Source organism: Hymenobacter nivis, from assembly GCF_006439025.1.
GTDB classification, from domain to species: Bacteria; Bacteroidota; Bacteroidia; order Cytophagales; family Hymenobacteraceae; genus Hymenobacter; species Hymenobacter nivis_A.
Window position 1 is genome coordinate 198,660 of the sequence record NZ_RCYZ01000002.1, and the last position, 24,065, is coordinate 222,724.

At 65.7% G+C, this 24,065-nt stretch carries 25 protein-coding genes and 1 riboswitch; of the genes, 10 read left to right on the top strand and 15 right to left on the bottom strand.

Features of this window, described 5'->3' with window-relative positions:
• Positions 1-198 precede the first annotated feature (198 nt).
• From EAH73_RS05320 to EAH73_RS05335, 4 genes are all read left to right on the top strand, one after another.
• A complete protein-coding gene (locus tag EAH73_RS05320; protein WP_140465461.1) occupies positions 199-2,331 on the top strand; it encodes an FUSC family membrane protein in 2,133 nt (710 codons plus the stop codon).
• A gap of 235 nt (positions 2,332-2,566) precedes the next feature.
• Positions 2,567-2,932 carry a VOC family protein gene (locus EAH73_RS05325; RefSeq protein ID WP_140465462.1) on the top strand — a complete coding sequence of 122 codons (366 nt, stop codon included), beginning with the start codon at positions 2,567-2,569 and terminating at the stop codon, positions 2,930-2,932.
• A gap of 78 nt (positions 2,933-3,010) precedes the next feature.
• On the top strand, positions 3,011-3,382 hold the full coding sequence (locus EAH73_RS05330; protein ID WP_140465463.1) for a nuclear transport factor 2 family protein: 372 nt from the start codon (positions 3,011-3,013) through the stop codon (positions 3,380-3,382).
• A gap of 114 nt (positions 3,383-3,496) precedes the next feature.
• Positions 3,497-4,807 carry an MFS transporter gene (locus EAH73_RS05335; protein WP_140465464.1) on the top strand — a complete coding sequence of 437 codons (1,311 nt, stop codon included), beginning with the start codon at positions 3,497-3,499 and terminating at the stop codon, positions 4,805-4,807.
• A gap of 28 nt (positions 4,808-4,835) precedes the next feature.
• Here EAH73_RS05335 and EAH73_RS05340 read toward each other — a convergent pair whose 3' ends face one another.
• From EAH73_RS05340 to EAH73_RS05360, 5 genes are all read right to left on the bottom strand, one after another.
• Positions 4,836-6,134 carry a chloride channel protein gene (locus EAH73_RS05340; RefSeq protein WP_262711074.1) on the bottom strand — a complete coding sequence of 433 codons (1,299 nt, stop codon included), beginning with the start codon at positions 6,132-6,134 and terminating at the stop codon, positions 4,836-4,838.
• 49 nt (positions 6,135-6,183) lie between these two features.
• A riboswitch (Fluoride riboswitch) is annotated at positions 6,184-6,257 on the bottom strand.
• A gap of 54 nt (positions 6,258-6,311) precedes the next feature.
• On the bottom strand, positions 6,312-7,328 hold the full coding sequence (locus EAH73_RS05345) for an esterase-like activity of phytase family protein (protein ID WP_140465465.1): 1,017 nt from the start codon (positions 7,326-7,328) through the stop codon (positions 6,312-6,314).
• An 18-nt stretch (positions 7,329-7,346) separates the two neighbouring features.
• Positions 7,347-8,102: a YwqG family protein gene (locus tag EAH73_RS05350; protein WP_140465466.1), complete on the bottom strand. Its 756-nt coding sequence runs from the start codon at positions 8,100-8,102 to the stop codon at positions 7,347-7,349.
• Between the two features lie 297 nt (positions 8,103-8,399).
• Positions 8,400-8,777: a cupredoxin domain-containing protein gene (locus EAH73_RS05355; protein ID WP_140465467.1), complete on the bottom strand. Its 378-nt coding sequence runs from the start codon at positions 8,775-8,777 to the stop codon at positions 8,400-8,402.
• A gap of 32 nt (positions 8,778-8,809) precedes the next feature.
• Positions 8,810-11,146, bottom strand: a complete 2,337-nt coding sequence (locus EAH73_RS05360) for a heavy metal translocating P-type ATPase (protein WP_140465468.1) — start codon at positions 11,144-11,146, stop codon at positions 8,810-8,812.
• A gap of 167 nt (positions 11,147-11,313) precedes the next feature.
• Here EAH73_RS05360 and EAH73_RS05365 point away from each other — a divergent pair, with 167 nt between their 5' ends.
• Positions 11,314-11,859, top strand: a complete 546-nt coding sequence (locus tag EAH73_RS05365; RefSeq protein ID WP_140465469.1) for a hypothetical protein — start codon at positions 11,314-11,316, stop codon at positions 11,857-11,859.
• Here EAH73_RS05365 and EAH73_RS05370 read toward each other — a convergent pair.
• The gene (locus EAH73_RS05370; protein ID WP_140465470.1) at positions 11,856-12,041 is read right to left on the bottom strand and encodes a hypothetical protein; all 186 of its coding nucleotides are present in this window, start codon (positions 12,039-12,041) and stop codon (positions 11,856-11,858) included. The two genes, EAH73_RS05365 and EAH73_RS05370, sit on opposite strands and share 4 nt — an antisense overlap.
• Positions 12,042-12,176: 135 nt before the next feature.
• Here EAH73_RS05370 and EAH73_RS05375 point away from each other — a divergent pair, with 135 nt between their 5' ends.
• The 4 genes from EAH73_RS05375 to EAH73_RS05390 all read left to right on the top strand — a co-directional run bounded on the left by EAH73_RS05375 (position 12,177) and on the right by EAH73_RS05390 (position 15,754).
• Positions 12,177-12,431 (top strand): hypothetical protein, encoded by a 255-nt coding sequence (locus tag EAH73_RS05375; protein WP_068236166.1) that lies wholly within the window; start codon positions 12,177-12,179, stop codon positions 12,429-12,431.
• A gap of 52 nt (positions 12,432-12,483) precedes the next feature.
• Entirely contained in the window at positions 12,484-13,218 is a 735-nt protein-coding gene (locus EAH73_RS05380) for a hypothetical protein (protein ID WP_140465471.1), read from the top strand.
• A 13-nt stretch (positions 13,219-13,231) separates the two neighbouring features.
• Positions 13,232-14,413 (top strand): hypothetical protein, encoded by a 1,182-nt coding sequence (locus EAH73_RS05385; RefSeq protein WP_140465472.1) that lies wholly within the window; start codon positions 13,232-13,234, stop codon positions 14,411-14,413.
• A gap of 249 nt (positions 14,414-14,662) precedes the next feature.
• On the top strand, positions 14,663-15,754 hold the full coding sequence (locus EAH73_RS05390) for a DUF3089 domain-containing protein (protein ID WP_140465473.1): 1,092 nt from the start codon (positions 14,663-14,665) through the stop codon (positions 15,752-15,754).
• Here the strand turns inward: EAH73_RS05390 and EAH73_RS05395 are convergent.
• The 5 genes from EAH73_RS05395 to rplM all read right to left on the bottom strand — a co-directional run bounded on the left by EAH73_RS05395 (position 15,726) and on the right by rplM (position 18,700).
• The gene (locus EAH73_RS05395) at positions 15,726-16,079 is read right to left on the bottom strand and encodes a hypothetical protein (RefSeq protein ID WP_140465474.1); all 354 of its coding nucleotides are present in this window, start codon (positions 16,077-16,079) and stop codon (positions 15,726-15,728) included. The two genes, EAH73_RS05390 and EAH73_RS05395, sit on opposite strands and share 29 nt — an antisense overlap.
• A gap of 18 nt (positions 16,080-16,097) precedes the next feature.
• Complete coding sequence (gene tsf / locus EAH73_RS05400; protein WP_140465475.1) at positions 16,098-16,934, bottom strand: translation elongation factor Ts; 837 nt, start codon at positions 16,932-16,934, stop codon at positions 16,098-16,100.
• 101 nt (positions 16,935-17,035) lie between these two features.
• Complete coding sequence (gene rpsB, locus EAH73_RS05405; protein ID WP_140465476.1) at positions 17,036-17,803, bottom strand: 30S ribosomal protein S2; 768 nt, start codon at positions 17,801-17,803, stop codon at positions 17,036-17,038.
• A gap of 19 nt (positions 17,804-17,822) precedes the next feature.
• On the bottom strand, positions 17,823-18,209 hold the full coding sequence (gene rpsI / locus EAH73_RS05410) for a 30S ribosomal protein S9 (RefSeq protein WP_140465477.1): 387 nt from the start codon (positions 18,207-18,209) through the stop codon (positions 17,823-17,825).
• 38 nt (positions 18,210-18,247) lie between these two features.
• The gene (gene rplM, locus EAH73_RS05415; protein WP_140465478.1) at positions 18,248-18,700 is read right to left on the bottom strand and encodes a 50S ribosomal protein L13; all 453 of its coding nucleotides are present in this window, start codon (positions 18,698-18,700) and stop codon (positions 18,248-18,250) included.
• A 175-nt stretch (positions 18,701-18,875) separates the two neighbouring features.
• Between rplM and EAH73_RS05420 the strand changes: the two genes are divergently transcribed.
• On the top strand, positions 18,876-20,342 hold the full coding sequence (locus EAH73_RS05420) for a hypothetical protein (protein WP_140465479.1): 1,467 nt from the start codon (positions 18,876-18,878) through the stop codon (positions 20,340-20,342).
• Positions 20,343-20,415: 73 nt separating this feature from the next.
• On the opposite strand, the gene EAH73_RS05425 is transcribed toward EAH73_RS05420, so the two are convergent.
• From EAH73_RS05425 to EAH73_RS05440, 4 genes are all read right to left on the bottom strand, one after another.
• On the bottom strand, positions 20,416-21,129 hold the full coding sequence (locus EAH73_RS05425) for an RluA family pseudouridine synthase (protein ID WP_140465480.1): 714 nt from the start codon (positions 21,127-21,129) through the stop codon (positions 20,416-20,418).
• Between the two features lie 38 nt (positions 21,130-21,167).
• Entirely contained in the window at positions 21,168-22,235 is a 1,068-nt protein-coding gene (locus tag EAH73_RS05430) for a sensor histidine kinase (protein WP_140465481.1), read from the bottom strand.
• Positions 22,236-22,371: 136 nt separating this feature from the next.
• A complete protein-coding gene (locus EAH73_RS05435) occupies positions 22,372-23,067 on the bottom strand; it encodes a response regulator transcription factor (RefSeq protein WP_140465482.1) in 696 nt (231 codons plus the stop codon).
• A 127-nt stretch (positions 23,068-23,194) separates the two neighbouring features.
• A complete protein-coding gene (locus EAH73_RS05440; RefSeq protein WP_140465483.1) occupies positions 23,195-24,007 on the bottom strand; it encodes a DUF3108 domain-containing protein in 813 nt (270 codons plus the stop codon).
• Between the last annotated feature and the right edge of the window lie 58 nt (positions 24,008-24,065).

Below are 24,065 nucleotides of genomic sequence, written 5' to 3' on the forward strand. Positions count from 1 at the left end.
GCGCCGTGGGGCCTCTTGCCTGCGCAACCAATCAATTACGGCCGCAGTAGAGAGGCTTCGCGGCGTGCGGCGTGGCGGCTTTTCGTGCCGCCGGGTTCCGTTCTTTGGGCACTTGCTGCTGCTTAAGCAACAAGTGCTTTTGACGTAACGGCTGGGGCCCGCGCCCCGCTTGCCCCGCTTTTCTTACTTCGCCGCCGAATGCGCCTGCCTACCCGCCTGCACTACTTTTTTTTCGGGGCCGATTTTTCGGGTGGGCTGCGCACGGCGGTGGCCATTTTGCTGCCGGCGGCGCTGGGGGCCCAGTTTGGGCAGTTCGACCTGGGCCTGACGATGGCCACCGGCGCGGTGTGCGTGAGCGTGCCCGACACGCCGGGCCCCGCCGGCCACCGCCGCAACGGCCAGCTGGCGGCCCTGGCCCTCGTGTTTGCCGTGGCCCTTCTCACGGGCTACGTGGCCCCGGTGCGCTGGCTGCTGGGCCTGGAGGTGGCCGCGCTGAGCTTTGGGCTGAGCATGTTTCTTGTGTGGGGGGCCCGGGCCGGGGCCGTGGGCACGGGCGGGCTGCTGGCGCTGGTGCTCACGCTAGCCCACCCGGCGGCGCGGCCGGCGCTGGTGCTGCCCCACGCGCTGGCCCTGGCCGCGGGCGGGGCTTGGTACGGGCTGCTGGCGCTGGTGCTCAACTGGGTGGGGCCCTACCGGGCGGCGCAGCAGGCGCTGGGCGAGAGCATCCACGCGCTGGCCGGCTACCTCGTGGCCAAGGCCGACTTTTACCGCACCCGCACCGACTTGGCCGACGACTACCGGCGCCTGGTGGCCCGCCAGGTGGCCGTGAGCGACACCCAGGAGGCCGTGCGCGCCGTGCTCTTCCGCAGCCGGCAGGTGGTGAACGAATCCACGAGCACGGGCCGGCGGCTGGTGCTCACCTTCATCGACGTGGTGGACTTGTACGAGCGGGCGACGGCCACCTTCCTCGACTACGGGGCCCTGCGGCGCGACTTTGGGGCCAGCGGGGTCCTCGACGAGGTGGCCCGGCTGCTGCGCGCCCAGGCCGCCGCCCTCGACCGCCTGGGGGCCGCCATCCAGGCCAACCGCGCCCTGAGCGGCCCGCCGCCCGACTTCGCGCCCGCCCTCGAAGCCCTCAAAACCCACCTCGACGCGCTGGGGGCCCAGGACGGGGGGGGCAGCGTGTGGCCGCTCAAGAAAACGCTCGTCAACCTGCGCGACTTCAGCCGCCGCCTGGCCGACATGAGCCGCTACTTCGACGCCGCCGCGGGCCCCGGGGCAGCCCCCGCCGAGCCCGGCCGCGCTGCCCAGCACGTGCAGTTCATTGCCCGCGACGCCTGGAAGGCCGGGGCCTACTGGCAGAGCTTCACCCTGAAATCGGCCGTGTTCCGGCACGCGCTGCGGGTGCTGGCGGCCAGCGTGGTGGCCTTCGGGGTGGCCGATCTGCTTTGGCACGGCGACCACAGCTACTGGATTTTGCTCACGGCCACGGTGCTGCTCAAGCCGGGCTTCAGCCTCACGCGGCAGCGCAACGGGCAGCGCATCGTGGGCACGCTGGGCGGCGGCCTGCTGGGCCTGGCCGTGCTGGCCGTGGTGAGCAGCAACGACGTGCGCTTTGCCGTGCTGGTGGTGTTCGCCATCGTGGCCTACTCGTTTCAGCGCCTGAGCTACGGGGTGTTCGTGGTGTTCCTCACGGCCTACCTCATCATCATGTACGGGCTGCTGAAATTTGCGTACCTCGACGTGCTCCAGGAACGGGTAATCGATACGCTCATTGGCAGTGCCATTGCCTTTGGCAGCGGCTACTTCCTGTTTCCGCGCTGGGAGGCCGCCGGGCTGCCCGAGTTGATGGCCGCCGTGCTGCGCGCCAACCAGGACTACCTCCGCCAGGTGGCCGCCCGCCTGGCCGCCCCCGCCGGCCCCGCGCCCACCGCCTACCGCCTGGCCCGCAAAACCGCCTACGTGGCCACCGCCAACCTGGCCGCCGCCTTCCAGCGCATGCTCTCCGAGCCCAAGCGCACCCAGCGCCAGCCCGCCGCCGTTTATGAATTTGTGGTGCTCAACTACACCCTGGCGGCCAGCGCCGCCGCCCTGGCCGCCGCCGACCCGGGCCCCGAGTTCACGCCCGCCACCCGGCGCGCCTTGGTGGGGGCCCAGGGGGCCCTGGCCACCGCCCTGCGCCGCCTGGCCCCCGGGGCCCCCGAGCCCGAAGCCGCCCCGCCGCCCCCCGCCGCCCTGGCCCCCGACGACCCCACTTGGCGCGAGCAGCTGGCCTTCCTCCAAAAAGTGAGCGGCGACATCAGCAAAGCCGCCGAAGCCGTGGCGGAGTAGGGGCCCCGGGGCCATCTTTGAAGGCAGGCAGCGTTGATTTAAGTAGCAAATGCCGGGTTTGTTAATTACTCGATAAACGTAAAACGATGAAGCTATTGGCCACATTGCGCTGCTGCCTTTCGTCACTTGTTGGTCTTTTCCAGACCACCACTGATAAGTACAGCAGCGCTGGGTGTGATACGGTGGCCTGGAACGTCTTATCCTTTGAAGGGGCTTACTAAAATAACCATCCTTTATGATCCAATTCACCCGCTTCCACCACTTGCTGCTGAGCGTGCCGGTGGGGGCCCTGGAAATGGCCCGCGCCTTTTACGGCGGGGTGCTGGGGCTGCCCGAGGCCCCGGGGCCCCACCCCAAGGCCACCGTCTGGTACCTGGTGGGCGGCATCGAGCTGCACATCCAAGAAGACCCCGCGCCGCTGGGGCCCCGCTCGAAGCGCCACCCGGCCTTCGAGGTGGCCGATGCGGCCGGGGCCCGGCGGGCGCTGGAAGCGCAGGGCGTGGCCATCGAGCCGGCTTCCGTGCTGCCCGACGGTCGGCAGCGCTTCTTCGTCCGCGACCCGTTCGACAACCGCTTGGAAATGTTGCAGCTGGCACCGTAGCGCCCGGCGCGGCCGCCGAGCGGGGCCTTAACTATTGGGGCCCCGCGCCTTTATTACCACATCCTTTTTCCTTTTCGCATGGCAACGCCCCACGACCTGATCCGCACCGCTTACGCCGGCTTCAACGCCCGCGACATTCCCGCCGTGCTGGCCACCTTCCACCCGCAGGTGCGCTGGGCCAAGGCCTGGGAGGGCGACTACGCCACGGGCCCCGCCGAAGTGCGCGCCTACTGGCTGCGGCAGTGGGAGGAGCTGGACCCCAAGGTGACGCCCACCGGCATCCAAGCGCGTGCCGACGGCCGGTTTGAGGTAGCCGTGCACCAGGTAGTGCACGACAAGCAGGGCAAACTGCTATTTGAGGGCCCCGTGAAGCACCTCTACACCGTGCAAGACGGCTTGCTCCAGCAAATGGACATCGAGCCGGTGCTGCCCGGTACCGACCCATCCTAACCCCCTGGTTAAAGGCACTATTGGCTAAGTGGTTGTGGCGCGTAGCGCGTGCGCGGCCCGCCGATAAGCTGGGCCTTAACCATTGCCGCCTGAAGCCGTTGTTAGCGCACGGCTATGGCAAAAAATATGGTGCTTCGGGAGAGCGTGGGGCTGCGCTACTTCACGTTTTTCTACCTATACATAATGCAGGGCATCCCCTCGGGGTTTGCCCTGACGGCGGTGTATAACTACCTGGTGGGCAGCGGACTCACGGCCAAATCGGTGGGCACGTTCGCCGCCATCGTGGGCCTGCCCTGGACGTTCCAGTTCATCTGGGGGCCCCTGATCGACAAGTTTCAATATTCCATTATTGGCCACCGCAAGCAGTGGGTGGTGCTCACGCAGCTGGTGGCCTGCCTGGCCTCGCTTTCGCTGCTGCTCGTGCGCAACCCCGTGGCCCAGCTGGGGCTGATGGGTGGGGTGTTTTTCGTGCACAGCGTGTTCGCCTCCATCCAAGATGCTAGTGTGGACGCCATTGCCATTTCGGTGGTGCCGCCCGCTGAGCGCGGCCGCGTGAACGCCTTCATGCGCGGCGGCTACCTGCTGGGCTGGGCCTTGGGGGGGGCGGTGCTGGCCTACGTGCTGCACCACGGCGGCTTCCGGCCGGCGGCACTGGTGCAGTCGGGCACGCTACTGGTGCTCACGGTGTTAACTTTTTTCATCAAGCTCGACCGCGCCGACCGTCTGCTGCCCACCTTCGGCCAAGCTGGGCGCGCGGCCGCCCGGGCCCACGCCGCCGCCTTGAACGACGACGAGCAAAACCCTTCGCTGCGCTGGCTCTTTACCGAGCTGTGGCGGGCCGTGGTGGAGCGCTACAGCCTGCAGGCGTTCGGCATTATTTTCCTGGCTTACCTGGCCGCCTACCTGTTCGGCAACGCTTACAACTACCACCTCATCCACACCCTGCACTGGGCCGACGCCGACGTGTCCATCCTGCAAGGCAGCTGGGGCAGCGTGGCGGCGTTTGTACTATTGCTGGGCGGCGGCGTGCTCGTGGACCGCCTCGGCACGGCCAAGCTGCAATACTGGGTGCTGGCCGGCTACGCCTTTTTCCTGCTCGTATTTGGGGCCCTGGCGCCATTCTGGCACCTGCGGGCCGTGGGCTTCACGGGCCTCGTGCTGATGAACGTGGCCGACCCGCTGCTGAGCGTGGCCGCCATGCCGGCCCTGATGGCCTTCTGCCGCCCTAAAATTGAGGGCTCCCAATTCACCACCTACATGGCCCTCGTGAACCTGTGCGGCGTGGCCAGCAGCTACCTCAACGGCTGGCTGCTGGAAGTCACCACCGCGCCCGTCATCGGCCTGGCCTGCGGCGGGCTGATGCTGGTGCTGGTGGTGGCCCAGCGCCGGTTGCGGGTGCAGCCGCAGCTGGTGGCGCAAGGGTAAGGCCCCAACTTATTTTATGGGCGGCACTTCACTTAAGCTCGTTGAGCCGCCGGCCCTGTTGCCGGCCAAGCAGTGGGTTTTTGGCCTGCCCAATCAGTTGGGAGGCGTAAATGCCGTGGTGGCCTGAGAACAGGTAGGCCACCACGCAGCTCAGGCCCAGGTACACGCCGGCCGGGGCCCCAAACAGCTCCAGGCCCATCAGCAGGCAGGCCAAGGGCGTGTTGGCCGCGCCCGCAAACACGCCCACGAAGCCCATGCCCGCCAGCAGCGCCACCGGCAGCGGCAGCACCCCGGCCAGCGCCGAGCCCAGCGCCGCCCCGATGAAAAACAGCGGCGTCACCTCCCCGCCCTTGAAGCCCGCGCCCAGCGTGAGGGCCGTCAACAGCAGCTTCAGGGCGAAGTCCTGGGCCCCTAATTGGTGCTGGAATGCCTCCACGATGACGGGCACGCCGAGGCCGGCGTAGCGCATGGTGCCCAGGCCCCACATGGCCGCGGCCACCAGCGCGCCGCCCACCACGGGCCGCAGCGGCGGGTACGTTATCCGGCCGAAAACCTTGCCGATGCCGTGCGTGAGGGTGGCGAAAAACCGCGCCGCCAGCCCGAACAGGGCCCCCGCCAGCAGCGTGCAGCCCAGCCCGGTGGCCGTGAGTGGCAGCGCCGCCAGCGCGGGGTACTGGGTGTGGCCCACGCCCCAGGCGCGCGTCACGGCATCGGCCACCACGGCGGCCAGGAAGCTGGGCAGCACGGCGTCGTAGCGGATTTGGCCCAGCAAAAACACTTCCAGCCCAAACACCGCCCCCGCCAGCGGTGTACCGAACACCGAGGCAAACCCCGCGCTCATGCCCGCGATGAGCAGCAGCCGGCGCTCGCGCCGCGGCAGCCAGCGCGCCAGCTGGTCGGCCAGGGCGGCGCCCATTTGCACGGCCGTGCCCTCGCGCCCTGCCGAGCCGCCGAACAGGTGCGTGGCGAGTGTGCCACCCAGCACCAGCGGCACCAGCCGCAGCGGAATCGTCTCGCCGGGCGCGTGGATCTCGTCCAGAATCAGGTTGTTGCCCTTCACCACGCGGTTGCCGAAGTGGTGGTAGGTGAGGCCCACCAGCAGGCCGCCCACCGGCAGCAGCGCCAGGGCCCAGGGGTGGGCTTCGCGCCAGTGCGTGGCCCACTCCAGCGCCACCAAAAAGCCGGCCGACGCCGTGCCCGCCAGGGCCCCCACCAGCGCCGCCAGCAGCACCCAGCGCCCCAAAAAGATGGCCGTGGCCGTGGTGGACGAAGCCCGCAGCCGGGCCGGCAGCAGGCGGGAAAGAAGGGAAGCGGTACGGTGAGCCACGGCGCGAAGTAACAAGACGATTCAGCCGGCGCGGCCCCTGCGGCCGGTCGGTTCAGTAGGAATCATCAGCGCGGCGCGCGAGGCGCCGGCGGTTCGCGGTGGAAATCCATCACCGTTGGTTGGGCCGTTGTACGGCGGCCGGCCGCCCGGGTTGGGGCCCCACATAGCGGCGGCGGCTTACTTGGTGGGTTGCAAGTACAGCAGGGTGGTTTGGTAGGGCCGGCTGGGCGTGTATTTGTCGTTGATGACGAAGTAGCCGCCTTTGTAAGCGGCGATGCCTTCCCAGTTGTAGCCCCGGTACTGCTCGGGAAATTCCCACAGCGGCTGCCAGGTCAGCTTATTGTCTTTGAGCTCGATGGTGAGCAGGCGGGCGTAGTTCTTATAGTCGCCCAGGCCCCGAATGAGCTGCGCGTTGGGCAAGTCGCTGGCCGGCGTGCGGTAGATGGCATCCCCGCCCTCGCCCTTGAAGAAGTAATTGAGGGCCGTGAAACGATTTTTGCCGGCTGCCGTCATGTCGGTGATGCGAAAGGGCAGCTGGTCCAGGGGCAACTTGCTAGGCGCGCTGGCGCTGGATAAGTGCTTGTCAGTTAATTCGTAAATGCTGTTCTGGCCCGGGAAGCTATTGTATTCAAAGAAGGCCAGCACCTGCTTGTTCGCCTCGGCCAGCGCCTCGAAGCCGGCGTTGTAAATGTGGCTGCCATCGGCCGCCAGGGGCTTGGCCAGGGGCAGCAGAAAGGTGGTATCGAGCACCACGGCATCGGCGCGCAGTTGGCCCTTGAGCAGGTAGCACAGGGGCGACGGGGTATCGGTTTCGACGGACAGATACACCACATTCTGCACCAGCAGCATGGCCTCCAGGCCCTCGTAGCGCTGCCCGGCGGCGGCCATGCGGTCGCGCAGTGCGGGCAGGCCCGCGATGGGCAGCTTCTGGTAGGGCAGCACGTAGGCGGTGTCGGCAAGCTGGCGGTCGAGGTCGGCGAGGCGCACGGAGTAGAGCTTGGCCTCCGCCTTGTCCTGAAGCCGGCTCTCCGACAGTAGGTACAGCTTATCGGCGCTGGCGGCGAGCCCCGAGAACTGGTTGTCGTAGTAGGCCAGCTCCTTGGGCAGGTGCAAGTTGCGCACTGTGAACTGCGGCTGCTGCGCCCGGGCGGGCAATAGGGCCCCACAGCAAAGGAGGGCTAATAAATATCTCATTAATAATTACTTGTAATTCTAACAGCAGTCCCAGTAAAAGTAGGCTTGGTCAAACCGCCGCTCGCGCAGCGCGTCTGGGCTGATGAACAGGTGCGCCAGGCCGCTGTCGCCAAACCTGATTTGTTCGTCCGAATCAAGCTGGAGCAGCTGCACGTCGTTGGCCCCCGGGGCTGATGCAGCGCGGGGGTCGCGCTGCGCAAAATAGGCGTAACCGCCCACCTTGTGCCCCGCGTTGCCACAGCAGCGGTTCAGCGCCTCTTCCTGTTCTTCGGACAAGGTTTTCAGGTATTCGTAATAGTCCCTGCCCCCAAAATCCGGCCGAAAGCGGCAATCCTCGGCTCCGCCGTACTCAGTGGCCAGGGCGAAGCTGAGCGCGTGCTCTACGCTGATCGGGGAATCGGCGTAGAGGGCGGGGGTTATAAACCCAAAGTCGGTTTGGGCCCCGGCGTTGGTATCGGGGTGGAACAGCACGCAATAGTCGTCCATGTCGTACCACTCGGTGGGCGACACAAACAGCTGTAAAATGCCCGCCGTGGGGTAGGGGGGCAGCGCCGGGGCCTCGGCAAAGTTGATTTGCGCCAGCAAAATCATGGGCTGGCCCCGCTCGTCGTGGGGGTAGGGCGTGCCCACCGGCAAGTAGGGCTGGCCCAGCAGCTTGCTTTGCGTGAGGGCCGTGGGCGCACCGGCCCCGAGCGGCCGGGCCGCCAGCTTCAGGTAATCGAGCCGGTAGTGTTCAAGCTGCGGCCGAAACTCACCGAGAAATTCTGGCAACATGAAGCGGAAGTAAGGTGAAAATGCCCGGCGAAACTACGCCGGGGCCGGTGAGCTGCGCCACTTGGCCGGCGCCGCGCGGTAGCAATCTATCCCCGTTGGTTGGGTGGCCAACCAGCGGCCGGCCACCTAGGTTAGTGCCCCGGGGCCGCCGGCCGACGAGGATTTTTTCGGGGCCCTGAAGCAGGAGTTTGGACTGGATAAGAAGGACCTGAATAAATTCATCCGCGCCCATTTATAACAGCCGACAGATTGCTGAGCCGCTTGAAGCTACGCGGTGTCGCTGCTCGCCCCGGGGCCCTATTTCACCACCAGGCTGCCGCGCAGCATGTGCATGCCGCAGGTGAATTCGAACCGGCCGGCCTGCTGGGGCAGCAAGTCCACAGTGGTGGTTTGATGGGCGGGCAGGTCGCGGCGCACGTTGAAATCGGGCATCAGCAGCTCCTCCGAGCAGCTGGTGGTTTCGTCGCGGTAGAAGCGGAGCTGCACGGGCTGGCCCCGCTGCACCTCGATAACGTCGGGCGAGTAGCCGCCTTTCACCTGAATATCCACCTGCTGCACGCCGCCCACCGCCGGCGCGGCCACCCCCACCCGGTGCGGGGCCCCAAAGAAAAACCAGGCCACGAAAGCCATCAGCCCCAGGCCAATAACGGTGACGAGCACTTGCGTTGCGTCCATAATTTCGATTTTTAAAAGGGAAAACTTGCCGCCTACGCCTCGGGCTTGAAGCCACGCAGGCGTAGCGAGTTCGTGAGTACCGACACCGAGCTGAGGGCCATGGCGGCGGCGGCCAGCATGGGCGAGAGCAGCCAGCCGGTGAGCGGGTAGAGTAGCCCCGCCGCCACTGGGATGCCCACCACGTTGTAGACGAAGGCGAAAAACAGGTTTTGGCGGATGGTGCGCATGGTGTGGCGCGAAAGGGCCAGGGCGGTGGCCACGCCCTGCAAATCGGGCCGCATGAGGGTGATGCCGGCGGCCTCCACGGCCACGTCGGTGCCGGTGCCCATGGCCAGGCCCACGTCGGCGCGGGCCAGGGCGGGCGCGTCGTTGATGCCGTCGCCGACCATCGCCACGGTGCGGCCTTCGGCTTGCAATTCTTGCACTTTGGCCGCCTTGCCGGCGGGCAGCACCTCGGCGAAGTAGCGCATGATGCCCATTTGCTGGGCCACGGCGGCGGCGGTTTGGGGGTTGTCGCCGGTCATCATCACCACTTCCAGGCCCTGGGCTTGCAGGGCCCTAATAGCGGCGGCGGAGGTGGGGCGCACCGCATCGGCGAGGCCCAGCACGGCGGCGGGCTGGCCGTCGAGGGCGGCGTAGAGCACGGTTTTGGCCTGGGCCAGCAGGCCAGCGGCGGCCTCCTGCGCGGCGGGCGTGAGGGCGATGCCGGCTTCGCGCAGCAGGCGCTCGTTGCCGATGAGCACGGCCCGGCCGCCCACGGTGGCGGCGGCCCCCTGGCCCTCCACGGCGCGGAAACCGGTGGCGGCTAAGTTGCTGACTTGCGCCTCATCGGCGTAGCGCACCACGGCGGCGGCGAGCGGGTGCTCGCTGCGGCGCTCCACGGCGGCCAGCAGGGGCAGCAGGTCGGCGGCGGCGTGGCCGGGCAGGGGCAGCAGGTCCGTGAGGGCGGGCTGGCCCTGGGTGATGGTGCCGGTTTTGTCGAGCAGCACGGTGTCCACTTTGTAGGCTTTTTCCAGGGCCTCGGCGTTGCGGATGAGCACGCCGTAGGCAGCCCCCCGGCCGGTGCCCACCATGATGGCCGTGGGCGTGGCCAGCCCCAAGGCGCAGGGGCAGGCGATGATTAGCACCGCCACAAACCCGGTGAGGGCCAGCGGCAAGCGCGTGGCCGGGGCCCCCAAATCGAACCACAGCACGAACGTGAGCAGCGCCAGCATCATCACCACTGGCACGAACACGCCGCTCACCTTATCGGCCAGGCGCTGGATGGGGGCCCGGCTGCCCTGCGCGTCGCTCACGAGCTGCACAATCTGGGCCAGCACGGTGTCGGTGCCCACCTTGGTCACGCGGAAGCGGAAGGCCCCGGTTTTGTTGATGGTGGCGCCGAACACGTTGTCGCCCAGCCGCTTTTCCACGGGCAGGCTCTCGCCGGTCAGCATGCTTTCATCAAGGCTGGAGTGGCCCTCGGTGAGCTGGCCGTCGGTGGCCACCTTCTCGCCGGGGCGCACGGCCACCACGTCGCCGGGGCGCAGGTCGGCCACGGGCACGTCGGTTTCGCGGCCGTCGGGGCCCACTACGCGGGCGGTTTTGGCCTGCAAGCCCAGCAGCGCCTTGATGGCGGCCGAGGTTTGCACTTTGGCGCGGGCCTCCAGCACCTTGCCTAGCAGAATGAGGGCGATGATGGTGGCCGTGGTGTCGAAGTACACGGCCGGGGCCACGCCCTGCGCCCGCAGCCACTGGGGCCCCAGCGTGGCAGCCAGGCTGAACAAAAACGCCGCGCCGGTGCCCACGGCAATCAGCGTGTCCATGCTGGCGGTGCGGTGGCGCAGCCCGTTCCAGGCCGATACGTAAAACTCGCGCCCGCAGTACCCCAGCACCGGCAGCGTAAGCAGCAGCAGCGCATAGTTCAGCGCCGGCTCCGATACGCGGTGCATCGCCGCCGGCCACAGCATCAGCATGCTCAGCGGCATAATCACCGCGGCCAGCGCCGCCGCTACCCAGAAGCGGCGGCGCAACGCTTGGTAGGCCAACGCTTTGCGGGCGGCCAGCTCGTCGTCGCTGGGGCCCCCGGCGGCGGGCGGGCCGCCCGCCGCCGGCTCGGCCGCGGTGGCTACGTGGTAGCCAGCGGCCTCCACGGCGGCGGCCAGCTGGGCGCGGCTAGTGAGGGCGGGGGCGAAGGCCACGGTAGCTTTTTCGGTGGCCAGGTTCACGTGGGCGCTGGCCACGCCGGGGGCCCGGGCCAGCGCCTTCTCCACGAAATTGGCGCAGGAGGCGCAGGTCATTCCCTCAATGGCGAGGGTTTCGGTGTGCAGGGGCCCCGCGGCGGGCGGGGGCGCCAGGGCAGGGGCGAGGAGGTCAGGAGCTGAGGGCATGGCGGTGGGGCGGGCGGCCCGCCAGAAAAACCCGGCCGGCACACTGCATAACAACAACCCTTAACGCAGAACGGGTGCCCCGCGCCGGTACAGGATTGCGCGGCCGGCCAACACAATTCGGCCCGCGCTACTTTTGCCCGGGGCCCCTGCGCGTCCCGCTCCCGCTTATGCGTCATCCGTTGGTGCGCGCCGCCCTGCTGTTCGTTGGCTTCATTGCCGGCGGGGCGCTGCTGTTCGTGTTCGATTTGTACGAGGTGTACTCGCCCGGCCTCATCACGGCCATGCTGGTGGCCATCACGCTGGCCAAGCTGGCCTACTTCATCACCTCCATCCTGCGCTGGATTCGCCGCTCGGTGGCTAATGACGTGTACCGCCGGCACTTGCTCATGTTCTTGTTCCTGAACGTGTTGCTAATTATTACTTCGTACACCATCGACTACTATTGCCTGCACCGCATCCGGCCCGAATCGTTTCACTTGCCCTTCGGCGAGCAAGACCCCGTGGGGCAATTGCTCACGTTTTTCTACTTCAGCACCGGGCGCTTCACCACCGCCGGCGGCAGCGAAGTGTACCCTACCGCCGGCCTGGCCCAGGGCTACGTAGTGAGCGAAATCCTGCTCTCGTACTGCACCACGGTGCTCATCGTAGCTAATATCAGCCTGCTGCAAGCGCTGCTGGCCCCCGCCAAAACGCCGGGGCCCCCGGCCGACTAGCTGGCCTTTTTGCGGCCCGCGCCGCCGGGCTTTTTGCCGCCGCCGTCCTGCTTGTTCACCGTGGCCCAGGCGCGGGCTTCGGCCTCGTCGGCGGGGACGCCTTTCTTTTCGTAACCCTCCTCGATGTGTTCGGCCTGGCGTTTTTGCTTGTCGGTGTACTTCGACTTATCTCCCTGGGGCATGGCGGTAAGGTATTGAAGGTGAAACCATAATGGGGCCCTGTCAGCCCCGGAGCAACAGGCTTTTTACGCAGGGGCCCCGGCAGGGTTATGGCCCCACGGGTTACCTTCGGGGCCCTAATGCTTTGTTTTTGAGCCATGCGCCACGTCGCCGACATTCCCCACCCCGCCGTCAAAATCACGCTGTTGGCTTGGAACAGCAAGTTCCTGCTCAAGCTCGAGCAGGGCAACCTGGAGCAGACCTACAAAGTGGCCGAGCTGGACCTGCTCACCGGCACCGATGCCGAGGCGCGCGAGCTGCTCGACGACGAGTTTCTGGCCGCCGCCATCGGCCGCTTCCAGGCCATGCGCGCCGATTTGCAGGCCGCCTTCGAGCGCCACGAGCTGCGCTAGGGCCCCCGCCGATTACCTTCCCGTTCGCTTCTTTCCCAACGCCTTATTGCTTATGTTTCAGCGCTATTGCTTGCTCCTGAGCTGCCTGGCCACGCTGCTGGCCACCGCCCCGGCCGGGGCCCAAACCTACGACGTGCGCAACAGCACCGTCAGCTACGACCGCCGCGAGCGGGCCGCCCTCAAGGTGCAGGTGGAGGGCAGCGCCAGCTGGGTGCGCGACTACTTCCAAACCTGGATGAAGGACAACTACGCCATCAAGTTTAAGGGCGGCGGGGTGCTGGGCGTGGGCGGCAGCAAAACCGACCCGCTCAAGGCCAAGCAGACGCCGGCCTCCACCATCTCGGGCAAGCTCGTCGACCTCTATGCCACCACTGTTGCGCCCTCCGATTCGGTGGCCGAGCTGGCCGTGTTCGGGGCCTTCGACAACAGCTCGTTCTTCGACCCCGACCGCACGCCCACCGAGTTCAACGCCCTGCGCACCATTACCCAGAGCTTCGCCAACGCCGCCCGTCTCCAGGCCTACCGCGAGCGGGTGGCCGAGGCCGAAGACCTGGTAAAGAAGGCCGATAAAGAGAAGGACAAGCTCGAAAAAAGCGCCAACTCGGCCCGCTCGAACACGGCCAGCAACCTTTCCAAAATCGAGTCGCTCATCAAGCAAAACGCCGACAACCGCCTGCAAGTCAGCCAGGACTCATCCGCCCTGGTGCTCAACGCGGCGGCCCGGGCGGCGGCCTTCAAGCGCTTGCAGCAGCGCCAGGCCCGCCTCTCGGGCCTCGAACGCAAATAGCATTTTCTTCCCCGTGGATCCTTCCTCTGAAACCGCCCTGGCCGCGCTGCGCCAGCTGCGCAACGACCGCCAAAACGGCCTGATTACCGACCGCGACTACGACCGCCGCATCGCCACCCTGCTGCAAGGCCAGAACGCGCCTGCCCTACTAGCCCTGCTGCAAGCCGAAGCTGGGGCCCCCGCGGCTCCGGCTGCGCCCGCCGCGCCTGCTTCGCCGGTACCTGCGCCGCCCGCACCGGGGCCCAGCCGCGCCGCGCCGCCAATTGCGCCCACGCCGGACTTCTTGGGAGCCCAAAAACCAACCGTGCCACCCGTTGCGCCAGCGCCGGATTTCATCGGCTCGAAACGGCCCGCCGCGGCCGCCGCGGCCCCGCCCGTGCCGCCGGTTGTGGCCCCGCCGCCCTCCGCGGTGGAGGACGAGGGTGCCGCCGAACTAGGGGCCCCACCGGCCGGCTCGTCGGCGCTGAATTACGTGCTCATTGGCGGCGGCGTGCTGCTGCTGGTGCTGCTGGTGGCCTACCTGATGAGCGGTCCGCGGGCCTCTGAGCACCTCACCAGCGGCAGCCGCACCGCCGCCGACAGCACCGCCGCGGCCCCCGAAGTAGGGCCCCAGGCCCCGCAGCTGGAGCGCCCGCCCGTGGCCGCCCCCGAAACCGTGCGGGTGTTCCCCCAAACTGCTCCCATCACCCCGCCGGTGGACAGCACCGCCCAGGCCCCCGCAGCGGCCGACACTACGGCCGTGCCCGCCGCCACAGCCGCCGCGCCCGCCGCCGCCAGCGCCCCCGAAGCTACCCCCGCAGCCGCCGAGCAAGCCGTGCGCGGGGCCCTGGCCAGCTACTACGCCGACCTGCAAGCCGCGCCCTTCGACGCCGGGGGCCACTTCGCGCCCGCCGTCGAGCGGTTTCTGCTGCTGCGCGGTACTACCCCCGCCGCCATCGCCGAGAACTTGGCCACCAATCACTTCCCCGAGTTTCAGGACTACCAGGCCAGCATTGCGCCGGGCTCATTGCGCGTAAGTGCCCCGGTGGCCGACGGCTCGCGCACCGCCACCTACACCGAAGTGGCCCGCTCGTTCCGGCCCACGCTCCAGCAGCACCAGCAAACCCGCACCCAAGTGCGCGTCCGCTTCACGCCCGACTACAAAATCGACTACCTGCGCCAGGAAAAAGTCATCGAAAACACGCTGACGCCGTAGCTGGGGCCCCTGGCCCAGAGTAGAACGGCCCGGGCTGCCGGCTCTCAGCTGGCTGCCTGGTAATCGCTGGGCAGTCACCCAGCAGCAGGGGCCCCAAGTACTCATGGCTTGCCCGCACGGGAATGTCGGAATAACATTTCACGCATTAAGCCAGCCCCCTAGCGGCACTTGTAAAATAGCCGCGCCCCGCCGAAACATTGCGCCCCGCCGCGGCTGTTTCGCAAGCTGGATGACCCCGTTCCTGCCCCCATGCGTTTGCCCCGTTTCGTTTTGCCAAGCCATAGGGCCCTGCGCCCGGCTTGGTGGTGGCCCGTCGCCCTGCTGGCCTGCACCAGCTGCATTAGCTGGCTGAAGCCCGCCCACAAATTCGCGGCTTCCGCCTCCCCAGCAGTTCCCGACTACGCCCAGGAAAGCGCCTGGGCTGCCCTGCCCACCCGCCGCGATTCGGCCGATGCCCTGCCCCATGCCGCCAGCCTGCGCGACCGCCAGGCCACGGCCGCCGCTGATGTGTTCTTCATCCACCCCACCAGCTACTACTGGCGCGGCAGCTGGAACGCCGCCGTGGGCAACGCCCGCCTCAACCGCTACACCGACCGCACCACCATCTTCAACCAGGCCAGCGTGTTCAACGCGGCGGCCCGCGTCTACGCCCCACGCTACCGGCAGGCCACGCTGTACTCGTTTTTTGACAAGCAGGGCCCCAGCGGCCAGCAGGCCCTTGACCTGGCCTATGCCGACGTGAAGGCCGCTTTCCAGTACTACCTCGCCCACTACAACCAGGGCCGGCCCCTCATCATCGCCGGCCATAGCCAGGGCGGCACCCACGCCACGCGCCTGCTCCACGACTTTTTCGACCACGACCCCGCGCTGCGCAAACGCCTCGTCGCCGCCTACCTCATCGGTTGCCAAGCAAAAACCAACGAATACCAAATCCTTCGTCCCTGTGCCGATTCGCTGGCCACTGGTTGCTACGTGGCCTGGAACACCTCCGAGCGCGGTTTCGACTACCCGCCCTACCACGGCCTGGCCGTCGTCAACCCCCTCACCTGGACGCTCGACACCGCCAGGGCCCCTGCGGCCCTCAACCGTGGCGGCGTCGGCCCGCACCTGAAGCGCATCGACGCCCACGTGACCGACGCCCAAATCCACCGCGGCCTGCTCTGGATTACGCCGCCCCAGGTTCGCGGCTACCCCCGCTTCCTCCTCCCCGGCTACCCCGAGCTGCGCCACTCCTTCCACGCCGCCGACATCGGCCTGTTCTACATGAACATCCGGGAGAATGCCACGGCCCGGGTGCGGGCCTGGCAGCGGGCTACGATAAAGCCCACATTAGTGCGATAATTGCCACCGGCACGAAAGAGCCCAAACTGAATCCACTGGCTGCTTGCTTTTCTCGCGTGCCCATAAGCACGATGAGAACAACCAAGTTGGTCAGAACAAAATAGCCCATTGCTTCCACCGAAGCGCTTGGTGGCGAGCCATGTATAGAAAAACTGCTCAGCAGTAATATCACTCCTATAACGCTATTCACTACAAACGAACCCGCCGCCCACAGCATCCATTTGAAAGAGGACGGCTGGGGCCCTTGGTTTGAATGCTGCTGATTTATACTCATTCGATGAAATAATAAAAAAAGCCCGCTGGCGCAATGCCAGCGGGCTTTCAATTTAACTAAAAGCGGCAATTAAGCGCCGATAGCCACACGCTTGAAGTCCGAAACCGTCATGCCTTTCGACGTGCCGTCGAGCAGCTGGGCGATGGTCTTCGAGTTGTCCTTCACGAATTCCTGGTTCAGGAGCGTGTTGTCTTTGTAGAACTTGTTGAGCTTGCCCTGGGCGATTTTCTCCAGCATGGCCTCGGGCTTGCCTTCGGCACGCGCCTGCTCCTTGCCAATTTCAATCTCGCGCTCCACGGTAGCCGAGTCCACGCCGTCTTTGTCCACGGCAACGGGCTTCATGGCCACAATTTGCATGGCCACGTCGCGGCCCACCTCGGCGGTGTCGGCGCTGCCCACGTTCTTCAAGCCCACGAGCACGCCCTTTTTGTTGTCGGAGTGGATGTACGAAGCCACTTTCTCGGCTTCCAGCGTGGCGTAGGTCACGTCCAGCTTCTCGCCAATTTTGCCCATCAGGTCGGTGATGTGCTCCTGCACGCTGCGGCCATCGGCTTCCTTGGCGTCCAGCAGGTCTGCTTTGGTAACGGCTTTGGTACGCACAGCGGCGTCCAAAATCTGCTGCACCAGCTCGCGGAAGTTGGCCACTTTGGCCACCGACTCGGTTTCGCAGGCCAGGGCCACCAGCTTGCCGCTGGTGCCGTCGGCGCTCACGTTCACGAGCACCAAGCCTTCGGAGGTTTCGTTCTCGGCGCGCTTGTCGGCGATTTTCTGGCCCTGCTTGCGCAGGATGTCGCGGGCGGCTTCGAAGTCGCCGTCGGCTTCCACGAGGGCTTTCTTGCAATCCATCATGCCCGCACCGGTCATGGTGCGGAGCTTGTTTACGTCTGCGGCGGTAATTGCGGCCATTAGAGTAAGTGGGGGTTGGGTGTAGAATCAAAAAGAAGAAGGGAACCCCCGGAGCCAACTGCTTCGCGAAGGTTCCCTTCTTTCAAAGAGCGAAAAGGCGCTTATTCCTCGTCGGCAGCAGTTTTCTCGGCAATGGCGGCTTCGTCGGCCTCCTTGCGGTCGGCGTCCTCTTTGTCCACCTTGCGCTCCGATAGGCCTTCTTCAATCGCCTTGCCGATCACGCCCACGATGAGCTGGATCGACTTCGAGGCATCGTCGTTGGCGGGAATCGGGAACTGCACCAGCTCGGGGTTCGAGTTGGTATCGCAGATGGCGAACACCGGAATGCCCAGTTTCTGAGCTTCTTTCACGGCGATGTGCTCGCGCTTCACGTCCACCACGAACAGGGCGGCGGGCAGGCGGCCGAGGTCGGCGATGCCACCCAGCACGCGGTCGAGCTTGGCGCGCTCACGCGACATCATCAGCTTCTCGCGCTTGGCGAGGGCGGCGTAGGCCGTGTTCTCTTTCACCATCTTGTCGATGGTCGACATTTTCTTCAGCGACTTGCGCACCGTGGCGAAGTTGGTGAGCATGCCACCCAGCCACCGGTCGGTGACGAAGGGCATCTTTAGGCGCTCGGCTTCGGTGGTCACAATCTCCTGCGCCTGCTTTTTGGTGGCCACAAACATGATTTTGCGGCCGCTTTTGGCGATGTTGCGGATGGCGGTGGAGGCGTACTCCAGCGAAACCAGCGTTTTGTTCAGGTCGATGATGTGGATGCCGTTCTTCTCCATGAAGATGTACGGCGCCATTTTGGGATCCCACTTGCGGGTGAGGTGACCAAAATGCGAGCCTGCTTCGAGCAGGTCTTTATAGGTTGTCTGAGCCATGATAAAGGTCCTCCTGGTTTTAGCGTTTCGAGAACTGGAACGAACGACGGGCTTTGCGCTTGCCGAACTTCTTGCGTTCCACCATCCGCGGGTCGCGGGTCAGGAAACCTTCTTTTTTCAGCGCCGGGCGAGTTTCCTCGTTGTCGCTCACCAAAGCTTTGGTGATGGCCAAACGGATGGCTTCGGCCTGAGCCGAAATGCCGCCGCCTTTCACGTTCACCTTGATGTCGTACTGGCCGACTTGCTCAAGAATTGCGAGGGGTTGGTTCACGACGTTTTCCAGCAACTCGTTGCTGAAGTACGTTTTCATGTCCCGGTCGTTGATAGTGATATTCCCTTGCCCGGCCTGCATGTAAATGCGGGCCACCGAGGTTTTTCTTCTACCAGAGGTGTTGGTAATTGCCATTTAGTGAAAAATTTAAAAAGCCTGGGGCCTTAGTTGGCCTACAGGTTGGTGAGTTCGATGGGTTGGGGCTGCTGGGCCTCGTGGGGGTGCTCGGTACCGGCGTACACGTACATGTTGCGGTACTGGGCGGCGCCCAGCTTGTTGCCTTGCAGCATGCCTTTTACGGCGTGCTCAATTACGCGGCGCGAGTCGCGGTTCATCTGCTCGCGCACCGTGCGGCGCTTCTGGCCGCCGGGGTAGCCCGAGTGCGAGATGTACACCTTCTCGGTCATCTTCTTGCCCGTCAGGCGCACCTGGTCAGCGTTGAGGACGATAACGTTGTCGCCGCAATCGGAATTGGGGGTGAACGACGGCTTATGCTTGCCGCGCAGGATGTTGGCAATCTGGCTGCACACGCGGCCCAGCGGGGCTACGCTGGCGTCGACGATAACCCAGCTTTTCTGGGCGTTGGCCTTGTTGACGTGGGTCGTCTTGAAGCTCAGGTGGTCCATGAGTCGGAAATATAGGTAGGCTAAACAATTGAAAATAAACCCGAAGCCGGTTGGGCTTCGGGAAAAACGGACACAAAGGTACCTTTTTCTGCCCAGATTACCAAGTAGTATTCAGGATTTTGTCTTGCCGGGGCCCCTACTTTTGCGCACCTTCCCCCTTTGCTGCCCCCGTTCCATGGTTTCGCTCCGCCCCGCCCCCGACGATTTTGCTGGCTCTGGCCGCGTGGCCCGTGGGCTGCTGCTGCTGGGGCTGTTGGTGTCGGTGGCCTTCGTGTTCATCACCCAAAACCCCTACGATACCGGCGACAGCATCCAGCACTACTTGTACGCCCGCTTTGCCCCGCAGCACCCCCTGAACCTGCTGCACTCGTGGGCTAAGCCGTTTTTTACGCTGGTTATGTTGGGCCCCGCGCAGCTCGGCTACCGGGCGCTGATGCTGTTTCAGTGCGGGCTGGTGGCGACTTCGGCCTGGCTGAGCTACCGCACGGCGCGGGGTTTGGGCGTGCCCTACGCGGCGCTGGCCATCCTGTGCTGCTACGCGGCCCCCGATTATTTCCGCATCCAGTTCTCGGGCCTCACGGAGCCGCTCTTCGGGCTGGTGCTGGTGGGCGGCGTGGCGCTGGCGGTGGCTGGGCGCCCGGCGTGGTCGGCGGCGCTGGTGTCGTGGCTGCCGTTTGTGCGCTCGGAAGGCTTCATCCTGCTGGGCCTCTGGGTGCTGTACCTGGGGTGGCAGCGGCAGTGGCGGGCGCTGCCGCTATTGCTGCTGGGCTACGCCGTGTACAGCGCCGTGGGGGCCCTGGTGCTGCACGCGCCGGGCTGGGTGTTCGGGCAAAACGCCTACCCCACCATCTCAACCTACGGGCACGGCGGTTGGGGCCAGTTTGCGGTGGGGTTGTTTTACTTGCTAGGCTGGGTAATTGGGACCCTGGCGGTGCTGGGCGGCGGGCAGCTGCTGGCGCGCGCCGCGCGCCGCGCCAGTTGGCGGCTGCCCTCGTTCCGGGCTGAGCTGCTGCTCGTGTACGGCTGCGTGGCGGTGTTTGTGGCGGCCCACACCTTGTTCTGGGTGTTCGGCATTTTTGGGTCGGCGGGCCTGGTACGGGTGCTGGCCTCGATGACGCCCCTGCTGGCCATTATTGCCCTGCGCGGCCTGGAGGTGGTGTGCGCCCTGGGCCGCACGCCCGCTGTGCGCCAGCGCATTGCCCTGGGCGCGGCCGCGCTGATGGTGGGGTTTCTCTTCACGGGGCTGCGCATGGGGCTACGCTGGCAGCGCGACTTCGCTGCGCCCGGCGACCTGGCCCTGGCCGAGCAGGCTGCCGCCTGGTACCGGCAGCAGCCCGGGGCCCCGGTGCGCTCCGTGGTGCTCGATCACCCGGGCATCGCCCTGGCCCTGGGCGTGGATGTGTTTGACCGCCAGGCCCGGCCCCTCGCATTTGCCGACGGCCACCCCAGCGTGGCTCAGTTGCCGGTGGGCACCCTGGTATTTTGGGACGAGTGGTTTAGCGTGGTGGAGGGCGGCTTGCCGCTCGAAATGCTGGCCACCGACCCGCACTTCCGGCAGCGCTGGGCCGGGGCCCAACTGCGCCAGGCCGACAACCCCGGCCGGGGCGTGGCACGCCTCGTGGTGTTCGAGAAAGTGCGCTAGTTGTTCGTTGTCAGTTGTCCGTTTTTAGGGTCTGAATTTAGTAACTGACAACGAACAACTGACAACCAAACCCCTAGCGGTTCTGGGCCAGCACGTCCACCAGCACCCGGAAGTCCTTGGGGTAGGGGGCTTCCACGGCAATTTCTTCGCCCCCGAGGCCTGCGAATTGCAGGCGCATGGCGTGCAGGGCAAAGCGCTTGATGAACGGCTGCTCGGTCTCGCCCTCCTTAAGGTTGAACTTCTTTTTGAGCGACGAGAGGAAAAAATCTTCCCCGCCGTACATGCCGTCGCCCACGATGGGGGCCTGGAGGTACTGCAAGTGCAACCGGATTTGGTGCATGCGGCCGGTCACGGGCTCGGCCAGCACCAGGGAGTGGCGGGCATAATTATCGAGCGTGGTGAAGTAAGTTTCGGCCTCCTTGCCCTTGTAGGCGAGGCGGGCCTTGCCGCGGGTGGTGGTTTCAATGTGGCGGTCCACGAGCTGGTGCTCCAGGCGCGGGGTGCCCCACACCACGGCGTGGTACTGCTTTTTCACCTCCCGGTTCTCAAACTGCATGGCCAGGTGGCGGTAGGCCTCGGGGTGCTTGGCGAAGGCCAGGGCCCCGCTGGTGTCGCGGTCGAGGCGGTGGGCGGCCTGGATGTCGTCGTAGTGCTGGCGCGCCATGCGCAGCATGTTGGGGGCCCCGCCCACCCGCTCGTCGAGGGTGGCCAGAAAGGGCGGCTTGTTGACGACGAGGTAGTCGTCGCTTTCGAACAGGATCAGGTCGGCGAAATTCGGGAGCTTCATAAGGGCCCCAAAGGTACGGCTGGGGGCCCCGCCCCGGGCTAGGGGGCCCCGGGCACCACCTTGGGCTTGGGCAGCTTGAACTCCATGGTGGTGCCCTCTCCCACGGCGCTCTTCACCCGAATGCTCGATTTGTGGGCCTCCACGATGTGCTTGCTGATGGCCAGCCCCAGCCCCGAGCCGCCCGACTCGCGCGAGCGGCTTTTGTCGATGCGGTAGAAGCGCTCGAAGATGCGCGCCTGGTGCTCGGGGGCAATGCCGGGGCCGTCGTCGCGCACCACGATGCGCACGCCGCGGTTGCTTTCCACCAACGACACGCGCACCTGGCCCTGGTCGCGGCCGTACTTCACGGCGTTGTCAATCAGGTTGATGAGCACTTGGCGGATGCGGTTGCGGTCGGCGATGACGGGCAAGCCCGCGGTGGCGTACTTGGGCGGTAGCAGCTCGAGCGTGGTGCCGCGGCGGCGGGCTTTTTCCTCCACTAGCTCAAATATTTCGCGCACCAAAGCCACCAGGTCGAAGCGCTGGCGGCGCAGGCGCACCACGCCCTGTTCGAGCTGCGAAATCGTGACCAAGTCCTGAATCAGGGCGTCGAGCGTGTCGAGGCTGGTGGCGGCTTTGGTGAGGAACTTGTGCCGGGTGGCGGGGTCGATGTCGTCGGGGCCCTCGGCGTCGAGCACGGTGTGCACAAAGCCCTGGGCGGCAAACAGCGGCGTTTTCAGCTCGTGCGACACGTCGGCCAGAAACTCGCGGCGCAGGGCCTGGAGGCGCTTCAGTTCGTCGATTTCCTGCTGCCGGCGCTCGGCCATCTGCAAAATCTCGTCGCGTACCCGCTTCACCGGCTCGGGCCGGAACAAAAACTTGTTGCTCAGCTTCTTGAACTCCTTGCGCTTGATGTGCTCCAGGCCGGCATAAATGCCGTTGATCTCCCGAAAAATCAGGGCCTCAAACGTTAGGTACACCAGCAAAAAGCAAGCGGCCACCGTGATGCCGCCCGCCAGAAACGCCTCGCGCTGCGGCAGCCCCGGCACCACCAGCGCGCACGCCGTGAGCACGCCCGCCACCAGCAGCGCGATGAGGATGGCGACGGTGCGGGACGAGAAATTCATTTAATCAGTTAGTAGTGAGCGGTTGGCAATTCTGAAAGAAAATGCGTCTTCCCAAGGAACGCAGTGAAGCGCAAAGAAAATGAGCAACCGCCGTAACGGCCGTTGCTCACTGTCAATTGCTTGCTGCTCATCGAAGCTAGTCGGCGTTGAAGCGGTAGCCCACGCCTTTGATGGTTTGGATGTGGTGGTCGCCCACTTTTTCGCGCACTTTGCGCACGTGCACGTCCACGGTGCGGGCCAGCACAAATACGTCGTTGCCCCAGATGTTCTGGAGCAGCTCTTCGCGGTTGAACACTTTGTGGGGCGCGGCGGCCAGAAAGGCCAGCAGTTCAAATTCCTTCTTGGGCAGCGTGATTTTGCGGCCCTCCTGGTACACGGCAAAGCCGGTGCGGTCGATGCGCAAGCCGTTGATTTCGATGGCTTCCACGGCGGCGTGGGGGTCTTGGTCGCGGCGCTTGAGGGCAGCTAGGCGGCTGAGCAGGGCCCGGGGCTTGATGGGCTTGGCAATGAAGTCGTCGGCCCCGGCATCGAAGGCCGCTACTTCGGAAAACTCCTCGGCGCGGGCCGTCAGGAACAGGATGTAGGTATCCTTGAAGCGGGGTTGTTCGCGCAGCAGGCGGCAGGCGGCAATGCCGTCGAGGTGGGGCATCATCACGTCGAGCAGGATGATGTCGGGGCCGAACGCGGCGGCCACTTCCAGGGCCTGGCGGCCGTCGCCGGCCGAGGCGGTGAGGTAGCCTTCCTTCTTCAGGTTGAATTCCAGCAGCTCCACGATGTCCGGGTCGTCGTCGACCACCAGAACTTTGTAAACGGGCGGTTTCGCAGTGCTCATAGCGCGGGGGCTTAGGTGGAATGTTGCCCCAAAATTACCGCCGCGTTGCGCCAAGGCAGTGTTACGTTTGTGTGACGCGGTTCTGGGGGCCCCTGGGGGCGGGCTTGCTGGGGGCCCTAGCCGTGGGCTAGCGCACCAGGTTCAGGCGGGCGCGCAGGCCGCGGCACTGGTACATGTCCACCTTCACAGCGCCCACAAACAGCTCGGCCTGGAAGAGCACCGGAATCTTGTTGCGGTCGTCGGAGAGGTACACCGAAATGGCGTTTTCGCCCTTAAAAATCTTGTTAGCCGGCATTTTGGGCACCAGCTTAAAGGCGCGCACCGTGCCGGCTTTGGTTTCCACGGTTTCGCGGCCCTTGAATACCACTTCGAGCAGGAAGTTGGAGCCGTCGAAATAGGCCGGCATCTTCACCGATTCGCCTGGGCGCATGCGCTCCAGGTTGAGGGTGCGCAGGTAATAAAAGCCGCTCACCAGCTCCAGGCAGTTGTTGGCCACCTTCACCGAGGTGCGGGTGGGGTTGTCCTTGTCGTGGTCCTGCACGTCGGCCACGGCGCGGAGCTGGTCAAAATCCACGGTTTCCTTTTTGTGGTAGCCCTTCTCGGTGATGTCGCGCTGGGCGCGCATGGGCAAAATGCTGGCCGTGTCGATGTAGGCCCGCCACTGGTCGCGGATGCGTAAAAAGAAGTCGAACGAGCCGATGGTGCGCCCGCTCACGGTGGCCTTGTAGCAGGGGCGGTCGGCTACGCGCTCCAGGGCCCCACTGGTTTCCACGGTGGCCTCGGCGGCGTTGATGAGGCCGTAGTGCACCTTGTAGTTGATGACCTCGCCGCGCCCGAAGCTGGCCTGCGGCAGGTAGCGCACGGCCTCGCCGGGCCCCGTGGCCGACTGGGCGGCGAGTAGCAGCAAAGCAAACGGAGCAGCGTAAATCCAGCGGCGCATGAGGTGGGCAGTAGGGGTAAATCTAAGGCGTAACCAACGACCGATGCTAGACAAATGC

Bases quoted from the DNA above. Each gene is read 5' to 3' on its own strand.
- EAH73_RS05440 (WP_140465483.1), bottom strand. From the start codon at position 24,007: ATGCGCCGCTGGATTTACGCTGCTCCGTTTGCTTTGCTGCTACTCGCC.
- EAH73_RS05430 (WP_140465481.1), bottom strand. From the start codon at position 22,235: ATGAATTTCTCGTCCCGCACCGTCGCCATCCTCATCGCGCTGCTGGTG.
- EAH73_RS05330 (WP_140465463.1), top strand. From the start codon at position 3,011: ATGGCAACGCCCCACGACCTGATCCGCACCGCTTACGCCGGCTTCAAC.
- EAH73_RS05420 (WP_140465479.1), top strand. From the start codon at position 18,876: ATGGTTTCGCTCCGCCCCGCCCCCGACGATTTTGCTGGCTCTGGCCGC.
- EAH73_RS05380 (WP_140465471.1), top strand. From the start codon at position 12,484: ATGTTTCAGCGCTATTGCTTGCTCCTGAGCTGCCTGGCCACGCTGCTG.
- rpsB (WP_140465476.1), bottom strand. From the start codon at position 17,803: ATGGCTCAGACAACCTATAAAGACCTGCTCGAAGCAGGCTCGCATTTT.
- EAH73_RS05365 (WP_140465469.1), top strand. From the start codon at position 11,314: ATGCGTCATCCGTTGGTGCGCGCCGCCCTGCTGTTCGTTGGCTTCATT.
- EAH73_RS05320 (WP_140465461.1), top strand. From the start codon at position 199: ATGCGCCTGCCTACCCGCCTGCACTACTTTTTTTTCGGGGCCGATTTT.
- tsf (WP_140465475.1), bottom strand. From the start codon at position 16,934: ATGGCCGCAATTACCGCCGCAGACGTAAACAAGCTCCGCACCATGACC.
- EAH73_RS05335 (WP_140465464.1), top strand. From the start codon at position 3,497: ATGGCAAAAAATATGGTGCTTCGGGAGAGCGTGGGGCTGCGCTACTTC.
- EAH73_RS05375 (WP_068236166.1), top strand. From the start codon at position 12,177: ATGCGCCACGTCGCCGACATTCCCCACCCCGCCGTCAAAATCACGCTG.
- EAH73_RS05360 (WP_140465468.1), bottom strand. From the start codon at position 11,146: ATGCCCTCAGCTCCTGACCTCCTCGCCCCTGCCCTGGCGCCCCCGCCC.
- rpsI (WP_140465477.1), bottom strand. From the start codon at position 18,209: ATGGCAATTACCAACACCTCTGGTAGAAGAAAAACCTCGGTGGCCCGC.
- EAH73_RS05345 (WP_140465465.1), bottom strand. From the start codon at position 7,328: ATGAGATATTTATTAGCCCTCCTTTGCTGTGGGGCCCTATTGCCCGCC.
- EAH73_RS05390 (WP_140465473.1), top strand. From the start codon at position 14,663: ATGCGTTTGCCCCGTTTCGTTTTGCCAAGCCATAGGGCCCTGCGCCCG.
- EAH73_RS05425 (WP_140465480.1), bottom strand. From the start codon at position 21,129: ATGAAGCTCCCGAATTTCGCCGACCTGATCCTGTTCGAAAGCGACGAC.
- rplM (WP_140465478.1), bottom strand. From the start codon at position 18,700: ATGGACCACCTGAGCTTCAAGACGACCCACGTCAACAAGGCCAACGCC.
- EAH73_RS05350 (WP_140465466.1), bottom strand. From the start codon at position 8,102: ATGTTGCCAGAATTTCTCGGTGAGTTTCGGCCGCAGCTTGAACACTAC.
- EAH73_RS05435 (WP_140465482.1), bottom strand. From the start codon at position 23,067: ATGAGCACTGCGAAACCGCCCGTTTACAAAGTTCTGGTGGTCGACGAC.
- EAH73_RS05355 (WP_140465467.1), bottom strand. From the start codon at position 8,777: ATGGACGCAACGCAAGTGCTCGTCACCGTTATTGGCCTGGGGCTGATG.
- EAH73_RS05370 (WP_140465470.1), bottom strand. From the start codon at position 12,041: ATGCCCCAGGGAGATAAGTCGAAGTACACCGACAAGCAAAAACGCCAG.
- EAH73_RS05325 (WP_140465462.1), top strand. From the start codon at position 2,567: ATGATCCAATTCACCCGCTTCCACCACTTGCTGCTGAGCGTGCCGGTG.